This is a genomic window from Pseudomonas sp. MPR-R2A5, assembly GCF_058793055.1.
The window spans coordinates 16634-37231 of record NZ_JBXAFK010000006.1 but is presented as its reverse complement, the minus strand read 5'-3'; the positions used below and the strand labels follow the sequence as shown (position 1 = coordinate 37231).

General features: G+C 53.6%; 15 protein-coding genes. 5 read left to right on the top strand and 10 right to left on the bottom strand.

The genetic code is table 11. From position 1 onward, the window contains the following. Positions 1–127 precede the first annotated feature (127 nt). Positions 128–1003 (top strand): TIR domain-containing protein, encoded by an 876-nt coding sequence (locus tag AC1Q6I_RS06710; RefSeq protein WP_102623565.1) that lies wholly within the window; start codon positions 128–130, stop codon positions 1001–1003. Positions 1004–1323: 320 nt separating this feature from the next. Here AC1Q6I_RS06710 and AC1Q6I_RS06705 read toward each other — a convergent pair whose 3' ends face one another. Together AC1Q6I_RS06705 and AC1Q6I_RS06700 are read right to left on the bottom strand one after the other, a co-directional pair. After that, positions 1324–2991, bottom strand: a complete 1668-nt coding sequence (locus AC1Q6I_RS06705) for a hypothetical protein (protein ID WP_102623564.1) — start codon at positions 2989–2991, stop codon at positions 1324–1326. Positions 2992–3357: 366 nt separating this feature from the next. After that, complete coding sequence (locus AC1Q6I_RS06700; protein WP_102623562.1) at positions 3358–3717, bottom strand: hypothetical protein; 360 nt, start codon at positions 3715–3717, stop codon at positions 3358–3360. 321 nt (positions 3718–4038) lie between these two features. Between AC1Q6I_RS06700 and AC1Q6I_RS06695 the strand changes: the two genes are divergently transcribed. After that, complete coding sequence (locus AC1Q6I_RS06695) at positions 4039–5931, top strand: ATP-dependent nuclease (RefSeq protein ID WP_102623561.1); 1893 nt, start codon at positions 4039–4041, stop codon at positions 5929–5931. Continuing rightward, positions 5928–7640 (top strand): ATP-dependent helicase, encoded by a 1713-nt coding sequence (locus tag AC1Q6I_RS06690; protein ID WP_102623560.1) that lies wholly within the window; start codon positions 5928–5930, stop codon positions 7638–7640. The genes AC1Q6I_RS06695 and AC1Q6I_RS06690 overlap by 4 nt, the downstream gene beginning before the upstream one ends. Positions 7641–7974: 334 nt before the next feature. Here AC1Q6I_RS06690 and AC1Q6I_RS06685 read toward each other — a convergent pair whose 3' ends face one another. The 8 genes from AC1Q6I_RS06685 to AC1Q6I_RS06650 all read right to left on the bottom strand — a co-directional run bounded on the left by AC1Q6I_RS06685 (position 7975) and on the right by AC1Q6I_RS06650 (position 16922). Beyond that, positions 7975–8358, bottom strand: coding sequence for a hypothetical protein (locus AC1Q6I_RS06685; RefSeq protein ID WP_102623558.1), 384 nt, complete (start codon positions 8356–8358; stop codon positions 7975–7977). A 121-nt stretch (positions 8359–8479) separates the two neighbouring features. After that, the gene (locus AC1Q6I_RS06680) at positions 8480–9532 is read right to left on the bottom strand and encodes a hypothetical protein (protein WP_102623557.1); all 1053 of its coding nucleotides are present in this window, start codon (positions 9530–9532) and stop codon (positions 8480–8482) included. A gap of 46 nt (positions 9533–9578) precedes the next feature. Beyond that, positions 9579–12074 carry a S8 family peptidase gene (locus AC1Q6I_RS06675; protein ID WP_492618396.1) on the bottom strand — a complete coding sequence of 832 codons (2496 nt, stop codon included), beginning with the start codon at positions 12072–12074 and terminating at the stop codon, positions 9579–9581. Between the two features lie 17 nt (positions 12075–12091). Continuing rightward, the gene (locus AC1Q6I_RS06670) at positions 12092–13081 is read right to left on the bottom strand and encodes an AAA family ATPase (RefSeq protein ID WP_102623555.1); all 990 of its coding nucleotides are present in this window, start codon (positions 13079–13081) and stop codon (positions 12092–12094) included. 72 nt (positions 13082–13153) lie between these two features. Next, positions 13154–13789, bottom strand: coding sequence for a DUF6088 family protein (locus AC1Q6I_RS06665; RefSeq protein WP_102623554.1), 636 nt, complete (start codon positions 13787–13789; stop codon positions 13154–13156). A 563-nt stretch (positions 13790–14352) separates the two neighbouring features. Continuing rightward, on the bottom strand, positions 14353–14658 hold the full coding sequence (locus AC1Q6I_RS06660) for a hypothetical protein (protein ID WP_102623553.1): 306 nt from the start codon (positions 14656–14658) through the stop codon (positions 14353–14355). A gap of 72 nt (positions 14659–14730) precedes the next feature. Then, a complete protein-coding gene (locus AC1Q6I_RS06655; protein ID WP_102623552.1) occupies positions 14731–15201 on the bottom strand; it encodes an antitoxin Xre/MbcA/ParS toxin-binding domain-containing protein in 471 nt (156 codons plus the stop codon). A 158-nt stretch (positions 15202–15359) separates the two neighbouring features. Continuing rightward, positions 15360–16922: a TnsD family Tn7-like transposition protein gene (locus AC1Q6I_RS06650; protein WP_102623551.1), complete on the bottom strand. Its 1563-nt coding sequence runs from the start codon at positions 16920–16922 to the stop codon at positions 15360–15362. Positions 16923–17637: 715 nt separating this feature from the next. On the opposite strand from AC1Q6I_RS06650, the gene AC1Q6I_RS06645 reads away from it, so the two are divergent. After that, positions 17638–18600 (top strand): PDDEXK family nuclease, encoded by a 963-nt coding sequence (locus AC1Q6I_RS06645; protein WP_102623550.1) that lies wholly within the window; start codon positions 17638–17640, stop codon positions 18598–18600. Further along, positions 18597–20594, top strand: a complete 1998-nt coding sequence (locus AC1Q6I_RS06640) for a TnsB C-terminal domain-containing protein (RefSeq protein WP_102623549.1) — start codon at positions 18597–18599, stop codon at positions 20592–20594. The genes AC1Q6I_RS06645 and AC1Q6I_RS06640 overlap by 4 nt, the downstream gene beginning before the upstream one ends. Positions 20595–20598: the final 4 nt, after the last annotated feature.

Genomic DNA, 20598 nt, shown 5'->3' with positions numbered 1-20598 from the left:
GGTGTGCGCCTCGCAAAAATAATTAAGTCAGTCTCGCTTGAAGAAAAGGCGTCCGTGGGACCAGAGGCTGAACAGACACTTCAAAATCAGCAATAATCGCCTACCGCTACCAAGGAATGTGTAGACCATGGCTCGAAAAACCTCCTCAGTTGTACCTCCACAGCCGAAGCTGAAACTGACACCTCAAGAGATCGAGCGTGGTCTAGCTCGGCTATCTGAACGAATTGCAGAACTTCGCGCTTTTGATCTCGGTACCGTCCGCAGTGGGAATACACCGGAGCTAAAGGCCATGGAGGTTGCCATCAAGGACAGTCTGACCAGATGCTTCGGGGAGGACACCAGTGCGTATCGCACCTACGCTGCCGCCACAGACCTCACGTATTCCCCGATGGTGTTCACCACAGGGCAAGTAATCGATTACCACACGCCGATTCAACGGAGGGTGCTGCATTCTATTGCTCTGCTTGAACAAGCACAGAAAAGCTTGAAAGAGGACTTGGCAGATCTCCCAGCCTTGGAGGGTATTGAGACCACCTCGGCCCTGGAAAATAAAGCTGTTCATTCGGACCGAGTATTTGTGGTTCACGGCCATGATGAGGGAGCTAGAGAGTCGGTGGCTCGATTCCTTGAGAAGCTTGGTCTTGAGCCCATCATTCTCCACGAACAGGCGAATCGTGGTCGGACCGTAATCGAGAAAATTGAAGGGCATCGAGACGTAGGATTTGCAGTGGTGCTGCTCACACCTGACGACCAAGGCTGCGTGGAGGGTGGACAATTGGAGCCTCGTGCCAGGCAGAACGTCCTGTTGGAGCTTGGCTATTTCCTAGGCTACCTAGGTCGTGACAGGGTCTGTGCACTGAAGCGTGGTCAAGTCGAAATTCCAAGCGACTTCGCAGGCGTAGTTTGGACTTCGATGAACGATGAGGGCTGGAAGCAAGCCCTGAGCCGGGAGCTCCAGGACGCTGGGTACGAAATTGATTGGAATAAGGTGATGCGCAGCTAGGCAGGACGCCTTGGTCTGAGCCTTGCTGACAAAGGTGGCCGTGGCGTGTAGCCTATGGTGGTTGGCTCCGAGACTTCGTTGGCAAATTGCCTCCCCTTGGAGACGCGTGAGAGCCCGCCCCGAAAGCGGGCTTTTTCGTATCAGCCAGCGGTAGCACCGATCAGGTCGATCTGAGCGCGCCATAGCCCTTCTATTGCAATAGATCTAGGTTGTGAGGCCTGTGCAATCGGGCATATCAGTCCACTTTTGGCCGTCTGCTGCCCTCCACGAAGGGCAGCTTTGGGTCGATTCTTTGGATCGATGACTCTTAGCCAAATAAGCTACAGGTTTGATTGGGGGGTCAAGGCCACGGCACTGGGTGCTGGCGGGCTCATGGGTGGAGGGGCCGATGCCTCTATTGATGGCGCTTTCAACCTTGCCTTGGCTTTGTCGGCTTTACGCTGCTCGCGTTTCCGGGACTCTTCAAATTCCTGCATCGGATGCGTCACGAAATGCTGGCGATATGTTTTGAGCAGTCCTTGATCATTGCTGCTCATAGCCTGGCCAAGCACGTAGTCGGCGTCACGCAGCTGGATGTCCAATTTTGGGTGTTTCGCCTGTGCAGCGTTCACCATCGCAATCGCGTTATCGGAAAACTTGCCGCTCGTCCACAGTTCGAACCTTTGGCGAATGCTAGCCCACTCGGAGTGCGCTTTAACAAATCCCCTGATCACGGGGATACGTTTATCAAGCCATTTCTCCACTTCGGCATCATCCAAAATGCTGATGGGGTGTATCCCTTTGCATTCGATGAAAACGACTTCATGGCTGGGACGGTAGGCCAGCACGTCGATCTCCGCTTCCGCTCCGATACTGTCCTTGACGATCCGGTTCATCTCCTGGGGATATCCCAAAAAGGTGGATCGCGCGATCTGGGCTACCGCGAATTCGAAAAGGCTGCCGCGTAGCGTCGAAGCTGCGCCTTCGATTCGGGACAAATCGTTGAAAATTTTGTCCAGCGCTTCAGGGTTTTGTGTGAGCTTCGCTGTGTCGGTCAAAACCGCACAAAGATTCTTCAATGCTAATGCCACATCGCGGCCAAAAAGGCTCTCGGTTGTCGCCGGAATGATGCCCTGTTCCTTGAGAAGCGCGAAAGCCTCAGTGTGGTAACTTTCGGCGACAAAAATCTGAAGGCATTTGCTCACCTTCCTGAGACTGCGCAGCGTGACGCATTTGTTGACGAACCCTGCCAGATGGGCAGCGGTCACCCACCCATTTAGGGCAAGGTCGCAAACGAAGAAACCTGGTTTGAGACCTGTGTTGACGTACTCTCGCATGGGAAATAAGTAGGAGGGTCCGGCCAGGTCCCAATTGAACGTCCCTACCTTGGGTAATGCCTCTAAGCCCTCATCCTCGCGGGTTTCAACGGAATCGTAGCTCACCATTCCCAAGTTGCGCGCCCAATCCTTCACCGCCAACAGGGTTACCTTTTCTGCGATGAGACGCCCTTTCATCTTTGCCCACGCGGAGGTCACTTCGAGCATCTGGTGGTGATCGCATCGCACCACACAGGGTTCGCCCCCTGGGAGCACCACCTCCTTTACAAGAGTCGCTTTCACCAGTCGCTCCAGCAGGGTTTCTGCTGAAATGTGTTTCTTTTGAGCAACAGGCGCACCGCAGGCAATAAGAAAATGCCGGCGGGGCATCACGTTGTCTCGAAGTGAGAGAGCCTGGAGTGCCGCAAAATAGGCGCTCCGTGTTTTCTTCAGGGCCTCCATCAAATTATCGAAGAAAAACGGAGAGCCGTAGTCCTCTTGGAGATAGCAGAAGCGTGCCCGATGGGGAAAGATGATGTGATTGAGTCGGGTCATACCAGCACACCCACGCTCCACCCGCTTTCTCGCCGCTTCGGGGTTAATGCCGTACTTGGTCTCAAGGAGCTTGGACAAGTCACTGCTCAGCAAGGGTCCAGTTTGCTTCAACAGATCGATGAGCGCATTGTCAGCCATGTTCGTTCTCGAGGGATGTCACACAGCGCTATTTATACTCCTTGTAAACAAGGGTCAACGCTTCGTTGCGGCGCCTGTTGTTGGACATAGAGAATATGGGGCTCTCAGAGGGTATTGCTTCATTTTTTGGTAAAAATGTCACAAAGGGCTTTTTTCGCCCCTGTATCGCCATGGCGTGGGGTACCGCGCTGGCCAGAACCGTAGTGACCTCCATGGCCTCATCAAGATGGACGCGAACCGATCTTGAGCCATGGGCCTTGCCGCAATGTCGGCACCGGTACGTTCATTGATACCGGCAGGTTGTCGGTCCTGGAACCTTCGACGAGGAATAAGTTTTCCGTTGAGCTGTAGACTTTTCGCTGCTCCTTAACGGCCAACCAGCGGCGCATCAACCGTCAGTACACCATGTTCAGTTTCGATCTGAAGAGTGGTTTTGTATTTATCGTCCTCGTCGTAAGGGTCGCCAACCACTGAAACACGGTTTCCTGCACGACCGATTGCAGCACGGGATTGTCCCTGTTTTCGGCCCGCATGATCGAACAGGACGACACGACTGACTTCAACGATTTTTCCAATCAGCTCACGAGATTTTTCATCTGTTGCGGAGAGGAACTCTTCACCGGTCAGATCACGGTCGTCGTCCGGATTCGAAGGTGAGTGTTTTGTGAACTCCTTCAACAGCTTCTTCAGTTCAGGGGTTCGGCTTTTTTCCCACGGTTCGATCATGATCATTCTCCTTAAATGGTGTGGTGCTCGATGCAGGCCACTTCGATCTTGAAAATATCGCTTTCGGATAGGTCCGAAGGTCGCATGCGGAACCCGCAAAAGCGGTTGGTGGTACAGCGAATCTAGCTCAGCTACGCGTCGTTGTAGATAGCGCCTGCCCCTAAGCTTTTAGCGCTTCCGCTTTTTCAAAGGCTCCATCCGAGGCCAACCGTTCAACCCATCCCAACCACGCTGCTCTACAAGACGCTATGCGATCATCCGCCGCTATTGTGTATGTCACCGGAATAGGATTCCATCCCCAGATCAAGGATGGAGCCCCCTATGTACCTGGCTGAACTCACCATAAAAAACTTCCGCAAGCTGCGTGACGCTAGGCTGAAATTCCAGCCCGGACTAAATGTTCTCGTCGGCCCCAATAATGTGGGCAAGAGTGCCGTTGTAGATGCGCTCCGGACCCTCTTGGCCGGGCATGAGGAGCCATACCCTCGTCTCGATATCGCCGACCGTCATCGGCCCAAAAACGGGGAACCAGAGGGAGATATTAGCTTCCACTTTGTCTTCAAGGATCTCAGTCACGACGACGAAGCCGACTTCATCGCGGCTCTGCAGCCCAGGGTTGACAACACCATGGAAGCGCACATCCACCTCAAGTACACCGATGCCGATAAGTCTGGCCGCTTCCGGGTGAAACGGTGGTGTGGAGATCACCAGGACATCCCGCTCACCTCGGACATGATGGAAAACCTGCGTGGCGTCTACCTACAACCTCTGCGTGATGCTGCCCAAGGGCTGCGTCCCAGCCGAAACAGCCAGCTGGCTCGCCTACTTCACCTTCTGACCGATGATGAGGGTCGTGAGGCGATCAACGCTGCGTTGAAAGAATTAGATGATCAGTTGCAGCAGAACGAGGCGATCAAAAGTACCCATGCGGCGATCTCAACCCGGCACGGCTCCATGATGGGTGAGCAATTGGCGCAGGTACTGGCCGTCGGACTCAGCGCAACCGATTTCCAACGCCTTTCCGCCCGCCTCTCCCTGACTGCTCAATCTATGGAGATTGAGCAAAACGGTCTTGGCTTCAACAACCTGATTTTCATGGCAGTGGTGCTAAGCGAACTGGCCAAAAATCCTGATGCAGCGTACCGAAGCTTGATTGTGGAAGAGCCGGAGGCTCACCTTCACCCCCAACTGCAGCGCGTACTCTTGAGCTACCTAGCTGGCATCCCCACCAAAGAAGGTGAAAAACCGGTGCAGTTGTTCGTCACCAGCCACTCGCCGAATTTCGCCAGCAATTCAAAGCTCGAGTCCTTGGTGTGCTTAATTGAGAACGAAGCCGGCGTGGAGACCTTCTTTCCACGTGATGTCCAGTTCGCGAAAGGCAAACGGGAGAAACTGGAGCGCTACTTGGACGTGACCCGAGCTGAGCTGTTTTTCGCCCGCCGCGTGATTTTCGTAGAGGGCGCCGCAGAACTCATGCTGGTCGATGCGCTCGCAAAGATTTTGGGATTCGATTTGAGGGAATATGGGGTCAGTTTGATCAGTGTAGAGGGGCTGAATTTCGACTCGTTCCTGCCGCTGTTTGGAGAGAACGGGCTGCGCATCCCGGTCTCGGTCATAACCGATGCTGACCCGTTCGACGAAGAAGAGTTATCTGAACCCGCTGGGGCTGAGCGACCTGACGAGGAGATTCAGGAGGATCTGCTCGCGGAGGCAGCCTACCTCGACGAAGCAGATGCGGAAGACGGAGATGAAGCTGAACAGTTGGCTGACATAGGTGACGAGCCAAAGAAAAAGAAGAAGCTAAAAGCTGCATATCCGGGCCTAGGCGATGCTGTCCGAATATCGAGCAACACGCTGAAAATGAAGGAATCCGAAGATCTGTTTGTTAAGGTGCACCACGGGGTAAAGACCCTTGAATACGACTTGGCGCTACTGGCGGAAAATCGAGAAGCCATGCTGAAAGCATTGGCCGAACTTCATCCCAGGATCTCTGTGGCGCTGCGCAAAATCGTGGACGGCGCGCCGGACAACACTGCCAAAGCCAAGGCGCTGTTCTGCGGGATGTTCGAGCGCAAAGACACCAGTAGCAATGTGCAGAAGGGCCGTTTCGGCCAAGCGCTTGCTGAACAGATTACTATAACGCCCGGATGCAAGGTTCCAGAGTACCTCGAGCAAGCGATCCGACACGTTTGCCGAGGCACGGACAAGCCATGAAGCTATCCGATGAACAGAAAGCTGTAATCGAAGCCCCCTTAGAACCGATGTCGGTTACGGCTTGCGCCGGCAGTGGTAAAACAGCCACAGCTATTCGGCGACTGATCTCCATTCGGCAAAAGCTGGCCCACCCCCGAGGCCGGGTCGTGCTGTTGTCGTTTTCCAATGTCGCCGTCAATACATTCAACAAGGGGTATGCAGAGCTGGCCTCGGCTCTGCCAGATGACGCCAATCGTAAGCGTGTAGAGGTGGACACGCTCGATGGTTTCTTCACCCAGCATGTTCTGCGTCCTCATGCCTACCGCACCATGGGCGCCATGCAAACCCCCTATCTTGTATCGGGTTCAGAGCCCTTCTTAAGTAGCTTCCAGTACTGGAAGAGCGAAACCGAGCGCCCAATCCCGATCAAAGATGTGCAGGTAGGCGTAGAAAATGGGAAGTCGATATTTTTCATCGACATCCATGGGGCTCCAGAACATCTTGATCGCGCAAAGGCCAAGACGCTCATCGAAAAGCTGGGACGCACTGGTGCATATACCCATGACCTAGGACGCTACTGGGTAGTTCGAACACTGCTTAATCAACCCGCCATTCTGCGGGCGTTGGCCACTCGATATCCGCAGATCCTGGTCGATGAGTCCCAGGATCTGGGCACGATGCACAAAGTGACCTTGGAATTACTCATCAAGGCGGGCGTGCAGGTTTCACTGATCGGTGACGTTAACCAAGGCATATTCGCCTTCGCCGGCGCCGATGGCATGTTTTTGAAAACCTATGCCGACCGCGAGGAAGTCAAAGGCTACAAGCTTACCCGCAACTACCGCTCCCTCCCTCCCATCATTGATATTGCCAACCGCCTCTGCGGCCGTAACGATGAGCCAGACAGGCAACCCGAGCAAGGTGGAGCATTTTTCGTAGGGTACAAAGACGCCGAACTCCCTAAGCTGTTCAGCTCTTTCAGAGTTCGCCTCGGTGAACTGGGCATAAAGGCAGCAGATGCAGTCATTCTCAGCAGGAACACTGATCGCGCCGCCAAGCTTGCGGGTAAGTCAGTGGCCCCAGGACAGGGGGTTGTGAACCTTTTTGCAGAAGCGTCATTGGCCCGCGATCAGTTGCATCGTTATCAGGATGCTTTCCGTCTGGTTTGCAACGCGGTTGTGAGTCTCCTCGAAGATGCCCCGCCTGGGCTCAGTTCGGCGCTGCTGGGTTCGCCTCATGATGGCTGGATGCTGAGACTCAGGAGATTGCTGTGGGCATTTACTCGCAATGCGGAGGCCGGGCTACCGTCTTCTTCGCTGCAAGCCAAAGCAGAATGGCATCCGAAGCTCGTCACAAATCTGCGCACTTTGCTTGCCCAAATCGACCAACAGTTCGGACTGACCACAGTCGCTACGTTCGGAAATAAAATGGCCAAGAGGCGCTTGGACGATATCGCGCTTAGCGGTGCCAACGCCAATGATAAAGAAGGACCTGGCCTACGAGTTGAAACTGTTCACCAGGTTAAAGGCGAATCCATCGACGCGGTGCTCTACATCGCGACCAAGGCCAACATCAGCGCGCTGCTGGCCGGTACCGCTACGGAGGAAGGCCGCATCGGCTATGTGGCACTGACGAGAGCGAAAAACCTATTTTGGCTGGCCGTCCCAAACAGTTGCCTGGGCGCAATGCGCGCCGAATTGATCAAGGCTGGCTTCACAGAGGCCTCGTAATGGTGACGATGAGCCAACCAGGCTCATCCCATCATGCAGCTGGCGGAGCGACCAGAGCCTTCTATCCGACAGGAAGCCTCTGGCATCCCGTCCCGCCTCGTCTTCCTGCACCCGCATTCGCCAATATTGGTTAGGCTTGACCCAAACCACCGATATTTAAGTGAAATTGCGGAACGCAGTGGGCAAATCCTTTACAGACAGCTTGTTTCCTTGTGTTGAACAAAGCAGTCGTCAGAAGAGCTCATGGCCGTGGCCAGAACAGACGATTGGAGATGATGAACGCCGGGGAAACTGACGTGATAACTTGGCCGTTACTCATCCGAACCGACCAGTGTTACTCGTTGAGCTTTGCCGAGAGCCATTTCGTCTTCCCGTTTGCACCTTTGCCGATCTCCAACAAAAAGATCTGACCATCGAGTCCACGCGATGAGAAGTCGATAGAGCCATCTGTCGGTGTGTAGATTCTTGCTGTCGACCGGTACGGACGGAATGCGGAAAGCAGATACTGTCGGCCATCGACCAGTGATGTGAAATAACACCCAAGACTTCCAGCAGCTGTCTTATTTGACCAGACCTTGAAGTCCAACCGAGCAAGCCATGTGCCTGTGGGAACATCTTCCCAAGAATAGGACTTAAGCTCAAAACCCGCTTCCAGCGCACCTTTGTAGCTCCAACCTCGCAGCGAACTTTCGGCGGGTATGTCGTACGTTTCGTCCATTGTCTTATTCCTCCGTGATTGGTCTGCCTATAGAGGCTGCGCACCGACATTCCCATGGTGGGTGACTGACGTCAATTTGCGTTGGATATGAAGGGCCCTGGGCTGATTCGGCTGCAGCATTTCACTCGTAAGGAAGCCCGCCGAACAGCTCAATCATCAGATCGCCTCGCAGTACCTCGAACGGTACTTCGACATACTCATCCGGATGCCGGGGCAATGCTTTTTTCTCATGGCTCGAATTCTTGGTATGACCTTGTACTTTCTGCCCGTTCTCCTTGATGTACGGCAGCACCACGATGCGGCCGTGGTTCTTGGAGATGATCGTACCTTCGTGCCATAGCGTTTCACCGCTCTTGCTGGCTGAATCACCACTGACAGTTTTGACAGTCCAGCCAGGTGTACCAGTTTCCTCATACCAGAACACAAAGCCCGCAACGACTACCACCCGTTGACCACGGGCTTTGGCTTCGATCAGCAATTTCTGAACGCTGGCCAACTGTAAAAGCTTGTTAGCTCTGGGGAGCAGCTCGGAGCGGATTTCAACTTTGGTTTTTCCCCAATGCGCGGTACCGCACAGGCCAAAGCCTCGAGCAATTTTTTCGCGCGCACAGTGCATCGCGCATTTTTTAGTCGGGTTTAATCGATGCGACCAGTCATATTCGCCACTTCTGGCCAATGCAACCTTGTATCTGGGAAAAAACGCGATCTGAAGATAGGGCGCTTCCTGCAACTGCTCAAATAGCGCGTCACCTAAGATTTCAAGGTCGGGTGGCAAGATCAGATCGGATCGTTGAGGACGTTCGGCAAAGGCGTTTCGGCGTAGGGCCTCTGCGAACATCATGCATTCTTCATCCGCTAGGCGTTCCTGCACGGTGATTTCTTTTTCTGCCTTCAGCGTTAGAGACGCGCGCAGAACCTCATCGATATCGAGTGAGGCCGCTCTATCCGCGATATTCGCATTGAACCGCGTGGAAAACGCTCGGGCCTCCTCATAGGTGACGAACGTTTGTGCTTTAGCATGGCCATTCGCTTCGATGTAATGAGGCATCCATTTGACATCGCCCGGTGAAACGTACTTCAGCGCGTGGATTATCCACCGCCCCGTCTCGTACCAGCGGAACGGGAACAATGCCAATGTCACTTTTCCGTAGCCTGGCAATTCGCATAGCTGCATGAGACACCCTTCCGAAGGCCCAACCAATCATATGGCGCCGTCTTCCTCAGATAACGATCGCCGTAGCGTTGGTAATCGCAACACCCACAGCGTTGTACAGATCGACTTCCGTCTGCTGTGTCTTGATCGATACGACTAGGCTGTACCTCACGTCGTCGTTGTAGCGTTTCTGCTTAACCAATGTCTTCCACCATCCCGGCGCAGGATAAATGCCGATCATCCCCAATCCTGCCAAATCGGAGGCAGGCCCTCGCCAGATGTCAGAGTGTAACGACCCCTTATGGCGACCCCGTGTACCCACCAGCCACCGAGAATCTGAAGCACTGCTCAGGTATGGGGCGTCATCATCTTCTTCTCGGGCGCGTTTGTTGATGCGCTGACGGAACAGTGTCGCATCCTCGCCAGATCGACTGACCTCAAAGCGCAATCCATGAGATTCGTATCGATAGCGCCCTTTAAGACCGCGCTGTGCAACACCCGGATTGGGTTCCACAAAGTAGGACAGGGTTACACGCATCTCGACCTCCTCGTTGCCCAAGTGGAGTAGCTCCTGCTGAGGCCAAGGAAGTAGGTGAAGGTGCATGTCACGAGCCGTTGCCGGTTTAGAGCCCTGTCGCGTGAAAGGCCGTAGTGAGTCTTCCACCACCAAAGTCAACGAATTGGACGCACTCCACAATGCTCGACCGATATCCGGGACGCCAAAACCACAGGTACGAACCAGTTTTTCGTAGTCTGACTTCGCTTCGCCTTCCAGAAACTCGGCTTTCATTCGCTCCGTCCACTCGGCGGAGTGCACAACCAAAGCACGAACGGTCTCTGGCCAAAGCTCAGGATAAGCGGAAGCAATTTGCGCAGCCATGCGCGAGGCCAGCGCGGAAGCAGCGCTGGTGGCCCAAGTGGTTGAGAACAGGCGGCTCTCTGGGAGATGTGACGTTGTCAGGAGCGAAAGAGAGGTATGGCTGAAAATGCCATAAGCATCGCAAACCAGATTGCCGCCTTCGAACACGACATCCGGTTTCAGAGGCCAAGGGGTTCTCGTCCAGGTACAGGACGTGGTGCTGTAGGGGCTAAGGCTACCATTGGCCGCAAGGACTGATTCTCCTGCGACCACCGGATCCAGCGTGACCTTCTGGGTGTACGCACCCACGCATATGGCGTTCCATGATTGGCCAGGGTCATGAATGCCGTCGGTTTGGTTGCTGAAGGGGTAACGGACGTAATGTTCGGTGTTGGCATTGCCGGCGGAGACGATCATCAAACGTGGTTGGGATCGTCCACCCAGCGCATCGGAGGTCAGTAGATCCACAGCAGACGACCACGCTGAAGGGCGGCCTCGGTCACGATCATCAAGGCTGGTGATGGCCATGCTGAACACGCGCTGTTTGTCGGGTTGAGTAATCTCGGGTCGTGCCACTGCATTCATGGTCAACGCACCGTAAGACTCACGTTGGTCGCCACGGGCGGCAGGTAACAGCTTCACGGACTCGATACGATGGGAAATGGATACCGGACCATGCGCCGATAGCGGGTCGACTAGGTCACCGTAGAGAGCAACACCGGCGAGACCGGTACCATGGCCAACATCATCCTGAACCCCCCAGTCGACATCGACCGTGTGCAGATCTGCCATCCCGATATAGTTGCTCAATAGCGGGTGGCCGGGGTTAACGCCGGTATCAATCAGGCAGATACGGACGCTGTCGTCGTCGCCACCTGAGGTGCGCCCTAGCAGTTCATCAATCCATTCACGCTGTTCGCCTGGACTCAATGCATCGAAGAACTCTGCCGTTTCCTTGGCCCGTCGAATTTCAGCGACCTCATTGAGCAATGCCATCGATGCGCTAATGGCCTCTTGTGTGCCATAGACGTTGACGACCGTCCGCTCCGGGAAGATCAGCGCTTCACTTGAAATCTGGAACTCAAGCACCTCCGCAATCGTGCGGAATCGCTGAAGAACAGCGGCCTGGTTATCGCGAGCGGGCAACCAAAACTCCCACCAGATCGGCTCATCGGGAGAGCTTGGTAGAGCGTCTGAACTGTCAGTCCAAAGTGCACTGAATGTTGCAGTCCGGATTTCAAGAATAGGATTCAAAAGAGGGGTATTGCGCGGAATGCCTTTGCTGGTTGTGGCGCGCAGGTACTGAGTTACCAAGGCTTCGAATGCGCTCAGCTTTCCATCAGGAACGAAGACGGTCGCGAAATGTGTTTGGGTCGCTCCGTCGTATCGCAGATTCAACAACTCGATTTGCTGCTGGCCTCTGGCCAATCCCTCGAATGCCAGTTCAAAGCCTGGCTCACTTACAAACTCAAGCTGCAAGCCAAAGCCATCTTGCTGGCCTTCGGAGCGTTGCAGTTGGACGGCTTGTGCCATCCGTGTTCCGAAGTGCTCCAGCTGTCTGAGCAACCTTTCCCCATGGCCTACACGATCACGTCGGGGGTAGACGGGCTCACGGGTCGGGGAGGCTGTTGACTGATACCGTTCCGGCCGCCCTGTACGCTGTAAGTGAAAGTGTCGTCGCTGCCCTGCGTTCGGTTCCGTCATCGAAAAGCTCTACTGGCTTATTGTCGTTGTCTTCCGTGGAAAGCCTTACGTTCTGCGAGATGCTTTGCCACGTCCCTAGCGTCTACATCGCCGCGATCATGAATGATCGCATCTTTAATCGAGTCATCTGCCGCTCGCGCCAGTTCAGCATAGCTGAGGCCTTGGGCGGCCTCCATGAGGTCGTCCCAGCATTTAATCGACTTCGAAAAGTTCACGAGCCGATTTTTCAACACTGCGTGAATTTGCTCCGGGTTGGGCAACCCATACTCGATAACATCATCAAAGCGCCGGAACAAGGCGTAGTCGAGAATTTCCGGATGGTTCGTGGCGGCAATGATCAGGCTGTTTGACTGATCCTGCTCAATCATCTGCAAGAAGCTGTTGAGCACTCGACGGATTTCGCCAACATCATTGGCCAGCCCACGCTGCGATCCGATGGCGTCAAACTCGTCGAAAAAGTAGATCCCACGAGTATCTCGGATGGCGTCGAACACTTGCCGAAGCTTGGCCGCTGTCTCACCCATGAACTTGGTGATCAGGCTATCGAGGCGAACGATGTACAGCGGAATTCCCAATTCGCCGGCGAGAGCCGATGCCGTCATTGTCTTGCCCGTGCCCGGCGGGCCGACCAAAAGCAATTTGCGGCGAGGAGACAGACCGTGTGCACGTATTTTTTCGAAGTTGCGCTGCTCATTGATGATGCGAGCAAGCCGGCCATGAGTGGCATCGTCCAGGATCATCTCAGAGAAGCGAGTCTGTGGAAGGGCAACAGACAACAGATTGCTCAGCTCGCCTCGCGGCTGGCCGATGGGAACAGGTTGGGCGGAGGGCATTTGCTTGCGCTTGGACTGCGCAGAATCGATCAGCGTGCGCAAATCCTCAGCAAGCTTTCCATGCCCTTGCTTGGCCTCGTGTGCAGCCATTTGCATGGCAACGGCAAGGAAATGACTGTCATCACCTTTAATGTGTGATCGCAATAACGCCTTCAAGTGCTCGCCGCTAGCCATGTTTTTCTACCTTTTTCATCCCGTTAGTTTAATCGCTAAGACCTGCTGATACCTTTCAGTGCGCCATTAATTTCACGGCCGTTGGTCAGTAGCGCCGCTTCCTTTGCTTAATCCACCGTAGAAGCCGGCTTTACCGATAGCAGCGGCCATCCAGCTGGGTAGACTAGCCCGAACAGACGAAAGAGCTTCCCATTGAGAGACTGAAAGTTGGTTGTGAAGCTGGGATGCCGCACCTTCGGCGCACTCTGCTCCCATCCAGGCCAGTGCTCGAATCGCATCGCCAGCCAAAGAATTCCCCAGAGCCACCATCCAGTAAGGCGCATGTTGCAGTGAGGCTTTTGTCGCACCGACTGTCAGCTGCTTACTGCGACCCGAGGTTAGGAACACCACCTCATCCGGCGTTTGCGCGATAAGCCCAAATGATTTTGCAGCCTCAGCGCCACTGCTGGTGATTGCTGCCTTGCCCTTGGCTGCAATCGAAAGTGCTATGACCTCTGTCCTGACAACGGGCGTTCCGGTTTCCCCCTGTGCGCAAGCAACGTAGATACCGCGAGCGACGCGCAGGAGACTTCCAGCTTTGGCTAATCGCGAAAAAGCTTGATCCACAGCGGCACGGCTACCCAGATGCAGAAACTCCTTTGGGCTTAGAACGTGGCCTTTTGGAACGGTCAGGCTTTTTTCCAGAATCGCTGCTGGTAGAGATGGCATCGGCAAAGTCACTTAAGGGCAATGTCAGATATTGAATATGATATCTGACATTTACTCAAACCGCTTTGTGTGGCAGGCGATTTTCACGACGGTCGGGGGAGGTTGGGAATGTGCTACGCAATGCAAGCGGAATCAGGACAGTAACGCGAAAATGGCATCAATTTCTTGAAGCCAGAAACGCCAACGGCCAGTGAACTGGCCGTTGCTACATCATCGCCTGAGAATGGCAGATTGTTTGGAGTCGGGCTGAACACGGGCGCGGAGACTCAAAGATTTCGGCTTCGCAGCTTGGCCGAGCCCTGCTTGATAAAGCCTGCATGACCAGTCATTTGCATCCGACCTGACCCACGATTGCATTGGACTTGACCAGCACGCTTCGTAACCATGATCGTAGCAACGCAGGCATCAAAACGGGGCATGCGTTTTCACAAAACCTGGGTCGTTCTCTGACAGTCAAGACTACGAAGCGTGCTGGTCAAGTCAGTGTAATTACCCACAAGAATCTGTAATCGACTTGAACTGCTATTTTCTTCTGCGGAAACAGCCGTTGCGGCCACGCTGTATCAACCTCTGTCCTTGAAGAAATCATCCTTCGTAATCAAACCGAAATCGTCATCCGGCATTCCGCCATCATCGTCGAAGAGCCCTTGAGTACGCCGCTCTTCCTTAAGGCCGGCAACAGCTTGGAAAAAACAGCCTTCACACAGGTGTATCTCGTACCGTTCACCGTCATGCTTCGTTCCATAGCCCCAATGTGCCTGCAACGTTGCAAATTGAAGCCCACCGTTGTGTACCTTGGTGGTGAGCCGACAGACATCGCAAACAACGTCTTCGACACCATCAACTTCGACCTTACCGATAACTTTCATCTCCTATCTCCTCACGCCAGCGAGCATATGAAAGCAGCCCCGAGTGACCGTATCGCGTGGAGGGGCACACCGCTATTGGTAAACACCCAAGCGAGCGCGCTCTAGGTAGTCCACCACAACCTTGAAACCCACCGAGGTATTGAGCATCTCGAAAGGGACAATCCCTGACAGGTGCTTACACGACCGTCCGAGCCAATTCTCGGCGAGCGTTTGAGAGCCGAAGACCATCACTGCAAGCTCAAGTCCCTGGGCGTATTGGAGCGCTACAGCGCTCTGCTGGGGATTCAATCGGACTTCGTTCTGGGGGTTACTCAGCCGTTGGATGGTCCGAGCGGACTTCCCCATGATTCGCTCCAGGAGCTTGTAAGATTTGAATAGGCGTGATGAGCGGACCATAGCCTGAACATCACTGAGGGCAAAACCAGCTTGGACGAGGCGCAGGATGTCCAGATGACTCAAGCTTCCCGTCTCAGCATGGGTCAACTGGAACGTCGGTGGTTGAGCTGCGGCTCCTGTTTGAGGTCTCAAGATTGAAGAACTCATTGGACTGACCTCCCAATGCTCTGGATGCCAGATTTAATCCGTTTCTCTCTCATTGTAGTGATCAGCCGCTTCGAAAGTGAGTTAATCCCACCTCGGCTCGCAGGATCGCTAAAGATCACTACTTCACTCTGATGCACACCTGGGCGATCAGTATGGCCCTATCGTTTGAACAGCAGCTTCATGTAGGCCCGAGTTCGCGGATATCGATCTCGACGTTCCAGACGCTGTGCAAGGCGTGGGAGCAGGGAGAAGATCTGTGACTGCTTGAGACACAGATTCTGATCCGATCCGAACCGCCGAATAATCTCAGCTTCCAACTCACGTTGCAGTCCATCGTCCCTGCTCTCCCAATCGACTCGCGGATTAGGGTTTCTAGCAGGTTTGGGCACTTGACTAGCCTGCGCATACAACCACTCTCTGTCGTGACGATGCAGCCAGGTGTAAAGCGATTGGCATTCGCGGCGAAGCTCAGTGAGAGAATGCAATGGAAACCGCGACTGAAGCTCAGCCCATCGTAAGCGATGATCAGCCTGATCGAGAGCCATTCGTCGAGCCTCCCATGACGCTTGAACGCCACGCTCCGCGCGGAGCAGCTTGTTTACCGTGGATATGGTGAGTTGAAACTCCCGGCAAATTTCATTCTTTGCCGTTCCTTCAGCAAGTCGGCTCAGTAAATGTGCTCTGAATTCAGGCTTGAGCCGCTTCGGCCGAGGGTGGCCCTTTCTGTTTGCCGGTGATACTGAAACCTCAAGTACTGGGGGTGACGTCGGCAGTGCCGAAAGTGCTTTCCGCTGAGCACAAGCGACATCGTGGCATACCGCAAAGGACGAAACCTCGCCGAATAGCCAAGTAATCATCATCAGGTGTTTGAGTGGATGAATGTGCCGCCGTGGTGACCGCACCATTTGACTGATGAAGCTGGTGGCGGCGGTCTCAGTGGATGGTAGCCCACCATATGGACGAAACCTTCGCAAAGGGCTGATATGCGTCAACAGGCTCTGTGCCGCGCTTTTTGTTGGTAGCCACTTGCGGTAGAGCTGGGCGACCACTACTGGATCAAAGTGCTTTGCCAAGCCTAGAGACCCCAACTCGCGGCACACCGAGGCCAGTTGAGCGAGGCGCTCCCGTTCCAGGGAGGTGATCGCGCCATAATCCGAATCGCGTAATGTGCCAGCGCAGGGCATCGTCCAAGTGAAGCGCCCACACCAACGGCGATTTTGGCTGCATTCGCAAAGCACTTCACTGTGCTCAGGGCATACCACCACGCCTGGGTACTGATGGGATAGATGCCAATATGAGACCCCACACGAGTCCAGATCCCGAGCCATGCAGGACCGGCATGCTCGCAAAGGATGATCAGCACCGAATCCTCCACAAACGAGGCCGAGTTGGTACTTCAGCGGTCCAAGCGATGGGCCTCTGATTTGAACAAGGGCGCCGGCGACTGAGCTATCCGACTGAAAAGGGGAGAAGAACGGGAAAATGGTGCGCTGTTCGATGATGGAGATGGCTTCTCCCCAAAGGCCCGAGGTGTTCCGCTCGAAAGCATCCAGACCACAAGGCACATCGTGCTTGATGCACCGCTCTGAGAGGCTGAACAGCTGCTCGGTAGTCGCAGCTGGGCGGAGGTGACCAGACAGGAAATGCAGACGACTGCAAAGACTGAAGAACGTCTCTCCCGGTAGCCAAGCGAGGGAAAGTCCAAAACAAGAGGTAGCCATAGGCACCTCTCCATGCGAGAGGTTTCTCGGGCACGCAAACGTGCTGTGGATAACTTATTGTAGCCGGATGGCAGATGTGGATAGTTTGTTTGGAACTATCAGATAGCGTAGATATTCAGCTACGCCTTAGCAATGTGGATAACTTTTAAGTTATCCAAAGAAGAGCAATTGAAACCTTTTGCACACATTAACTATACAAACTTACGCTATATCAAGCAGCTAGGGAAGGGACCGGAATCTTGTGTGCGCTGTGCAAAAATCTTTTAAGGTTGTCAACACAGCTTTCATAGCGTTACCATGCGCAGTAATCGCTATAGGCTTAACTGCAAACCGATCTAAAAAAGCATACATAGCAGCGTATGCTAAGTCTCCAAACTTCGCTCTGCGCCAAGAGCAAAAAGTTCGCTGCCAATTAAATAGCCAAGTTATAGAATATAAAGAGGTAAGCGGTATGAAGAATTCTGGTTAGCTTTTCGGGGAGCCAGAATAGACAAAGGCCTGAGTTTTACCCCAAGCCCCTGTGTCAAGATTAGTGCCCTGACACAGCCATTGTCTATCCGCATGCGCGGGGCGTCAAGTCCTGCGGTCCCCCTTCGTCCTTTGAAACGTAAATCCGGGTGCCCCAACAGCACCGGGTCGTGTGCGTACGCCTTTCGTACGCATGTACTCCACTTGGCCACCGCTGGCAGAACAAGTGGTATGGGTATGGACAATAATGATTTCTGAAAAAACGCTGAAGCGGATTAGAGACCGCCAGGGCAATTTCCGGTGGGGGGACGATTACGTTCCCGCCATTTGTGCTGTACCAGGTGAAGCCCCGAAGACTTCGAGGATCTGCCGCCTTAACAGCCGAAAGCTCGGCCGCACACTTCACCTGCTATCCATTCCTGAACGAGTGTTCACACAACTAGCGTTGTTCAATCCAGCAGTGTTTGAAATTCATGAGCAAAAAATGCTGCACCCGGTGCCGCATGTACATCCCCTGCATGGCCACCCTTTCGCCCTTGGCTTGAGTCTCAGTCCTCTAGTCGGAACTCTCGCCGCAGCAAAAGATATAGGGATGGACCATGCCAAGGTGGTGATAGAAACGCCGTGCGGCGAACGCCAGTGGTCCGCCTACCCATACGTGGGTGACCTACTGATCTACCTCCGCGAGCCGGGCACGGCGCCCTATGCTCTAAACTGGAACATCAAACTTTCCAAGTTTGATTTTATGGAGAAACGGCGTTCAGCGGTTAAATCATTAGAAGCGCGAAGAAAAGATCGTGAACGCGCAGAGTTACGCCTTCACCTTGAAGAAACTTATTATGCAAGCGCCGGCATCAGAACAGTAAATCTCTCGCTCGAGGATATTGACCCTATTGTTGTAGCCAATCTAGATCAGATTTTTGGTTTACATGACCGTCCTCTCAGCCTTGACCAAAATTTACTGGAGGACTTCAGCCACCAATTACAAGAAGATTTTAATATTGGCCGCCCTCCGGCACTGGCGGCCATCACCTATGGCAACAAGTGGGGGCATCGCGACCAGTTCATCGCCCGCATATATCAAGATATTTGGAATAGATCGCTACCAGTAGACTTATTTCAATACATACAGATCGACCAACCACTTGGGCAGGCCAGGTGCGAAGTGATTGAGCACTATCGCCATTTTTTCTCGGAAGCCGCTCTATGATGGCGGGATCTCGACTGATTGCACCACAAGGCTGCGGTGAACTCGTCAAAGGAAAGGAATACCACTTTCTCATCAGTGATGGCGGGTGTAACCGTGTCCGCTTGGTCGAATTCGATGACAAAGGGTCATCTGCGAAGCTGCACACGATGACCCGGCTGCGCTTCGAAGCGGCGCTGGAGGCTGGTGAGATCGTAGAGACAGGGAGCCATGATTATCCGCCATGGCTGACAGCGGCAGCAGGCATCGAAACCAAATGGCGCGAAAGCCGCCGCGTTAGCTCGAAACGGTCGTACGAGGAGATAGTTGACGGCCGCCTACTGAGGATCGTAGAACTTATTCCCAAGAGAGCAGAGATACTGGCCTCGGACGACCCGGAGGCAGTTATTAATGCTCACGCTAGGACTTCAAAGCCGAGGCAGCACCCCGCACGTATCCGGCTATGGTTCTTCACTTATCTTGTATTTGGGCAAACAAAATGGGCATTGATGCCCCGCTTGGATGCATGTGGAAAGTGGGACAGAAGTGAGAAAACCGATAAGAAACTGGGTCGCCCCTCCGGCCAAGGCCAGAATCATGGGTATCCCATAACTCCTGACATGAAGGAGAAAATCCTAACTGCCTTCTCGAAGCACTCACGGGTAGACAAGACCAAGGACGACATCTACGGGGATTCACTGCGAAAGACATTTGGTTGCCGTACTCGCCAAGGCTCAGCGGGGAAAGAATTCTACCATCCCGACGGTGAGCCTTATCCAAGCTTCAATCAGTTCTGGAATTGGGTAAAACGGCTAACAAACCCCTCTGCCCTTGCGCAAGCGATGAAAGGGCCAAGCGCTGCGCGTGCAAAATCTGGTGACATTGGGAGCTTTGCGCAGATGATAGGTAACCTCAATCAGCGATTAGAATTTGATGGTTATTACCCAGAGGAAAAGTTATCTGGGTTAATCGAAGGATCGCCACTGGATTCATTTTGTGTGGTGAGAGCAGTGTGTGCACTTTCAGGAGCCGTTGTAGGTATAGGCTTTGCCAGAGGCAGGGAAAGCTTGGAGGCATACCGGATGGCCCTATTTTGCATTGCAATCGGCAAGGTCAAATACTGCAAGCTATTTGGTATGAATATCAAACCTGAGGAATGGCCCTGCGAAGGACTCTCAAGCCAGATGATATTCGATAGAGGCCCAGGAGTGCATATAGATGTCTCTGGTGCAAAAGAATGGTTAGGCCGCTTGGAAATTACCCCTACGCATTCTGGGCAATCTAAAGCCACAGTTGAATCCTCTCATCCTAGAGATAAAAAGTTCAAAGATCAGCCGGCGCATGTTCATAGCGGCCTCAATCTTGTTGAAATGTCACGCCGAGAGATACGTCGGGTTATCAAGGACAATGAAACATCCGACGCTAGCGACCGTATGGATGAGGATATGTGGCTGGAAGGCTTCTCGCCGACCCCTCTGAACGTATGGAACTATCACGATGCGCTTGGCCGCAATCATGGCATCAAGATGTCGCTAGAAGAAGCTGTAAGGGAATTTTTGACGCCTATGCCTGCGGTGATCAGGGAAAAAGGTGTCTATTTATTCGGGAGAAAGTACAACTCAAAAGAATTGACCGATACAGGTATATTTGACCGAGTTGCTCGTGGTCGCGTGATTCATGCAACAGCATATACCATGACAATGTGCGTTCGGCACATATGGATAGAGGTTGAGGGAAGGCTTTACGAACTCAACTGCATTTTCACCGCAAGCACAAGACGTGGCAGCGCGGATATCTCGCTCGAAGACCTTCAGTACATCAACGAATCACGTCTCCGGGCTCAAGCAAAACGCAGAAACGAAAAAATTGCCATTGATCAGCATCACTATCAAGAGTTTGAAAACGAGACGGGCAAGCCTTGGCATGCTGGAGTGAGAAAGTCAGGGCGTCCGGCTAAGAGTCTTGAAACACAGCGAGACTTAGATGATCAAAGACGACTGGTGGGTAATAAGCCATGATTGA

Bases quoted from the DNA above. Each gene is read 5' to 3' on its own strand.
- AC1Q6I_RS06645 (WP_102623550.1), top strand. From the start codon at position 17,638: ATGATTTCTGAAAAAACGCTGAAGCGGATTAGAGACCGCCAGGGCAAT.
- AC1Q6I_RS06680 (WP_102623557.1), bottom strand. From the start codon at position 9,532: ATGCAGCTATGCGAATTGCCAGGCTACGGAAAAGTGACATTGGCATTG.
- AC1Q6I_RS06695 (WP_102623561.1), top strand. From the start codon at position 4,039: ATGTACCTGGCTGAACTCACCATAAAAAACTTCCGCAAGCTGCGTGAC.
- AC1Q6I_RS06670 (WP_102623555.1), bottom strand. From the start codon at position 13,081: ATGGCTAGCGGCGAGCACTTGAAGGCGTTATTGCGATCACACATTAAA.
- AC1Q6I_RS06665 (WP_102623554.1), bottom strand. From the start codon at position 13,789: ATGCCATCTCTACCAGCAGCGATTCTGGAAAAAAGCCTGACCGTTCCA.
- AC1Q6I_RS06710 (WP_102623565.1), top strand. From the start codon at position 128: ATGGCTCGAAAAACCTCCTCAGTTGTACCTCCACAGCCGAAGCTGAAA.
- AC1Q6I_RS06640 (WP_102623549.1), top strand. From the start codon at position 18,597: ATGATGGCGGGATCTCGACTGATTGCACCACAAGGCTGCGGTGAACTC.
- AC1Q6I_RS06650 (WP_102623551.1), bottom strand. From the start codon at position 16,922: ATGGCTACCTCTTGTTTTGGACTTTCCCTCGCTTGGCTACCGGGAGAG.
- AC1Q6I_RS06705 (WP_102623564.1), bottom strand. From the start codon at position 2,991: ATGGCTGACAATGCGCTCATCGATCTGTTGAAGCAAACTGGACCCTTG.
- AC1Q6I_RS06690 (WP_102623560.1), top strand. From the start codon at position 5,928: ATGAAGCTATCCGATGAACAGAAAGCTGTAATCGAAGCCCCCTTAGAA.
- AC1Q6I_RS06685 (WP_102623558.1), bottom strand. From the start codon at position 8,358: ATGGACGAAACGTACGACATACCCGCCGAAAGTTCGCTGCGAGGTTGG.
- AC1Q6I_RS06700 (WP_102623562.1), bottom strand. From the start codon at position 3,717: ATGATCGAACCGTGGGAAAAAAGCCGAACCCCTGAACTGAAGAAGCTG.
- AC1Q6I_RS06655 (WP_102623552.1), bottom strand. From the start codon at position 15,201: ATGAGTTCTTCAATCTTGAGACCTCAAACAGGAGCCGCAGCTCAACCA.
- AC1Q6I_RS06660 (WP_102623553.1), bottom strand. From the start codon at position 14,658: ATGAAAGTTATCGGTAAGGTCGAAGTTGATGGTGTCGAAGACGTTGTT.
- AC1Q6I_RS06675 (WP_492618396.1), bottom strand. From the start codon at position 12,074: ATGACGGAACCGAACGCAGGGCAGCGACGACACTTTCACTTACAGCGT.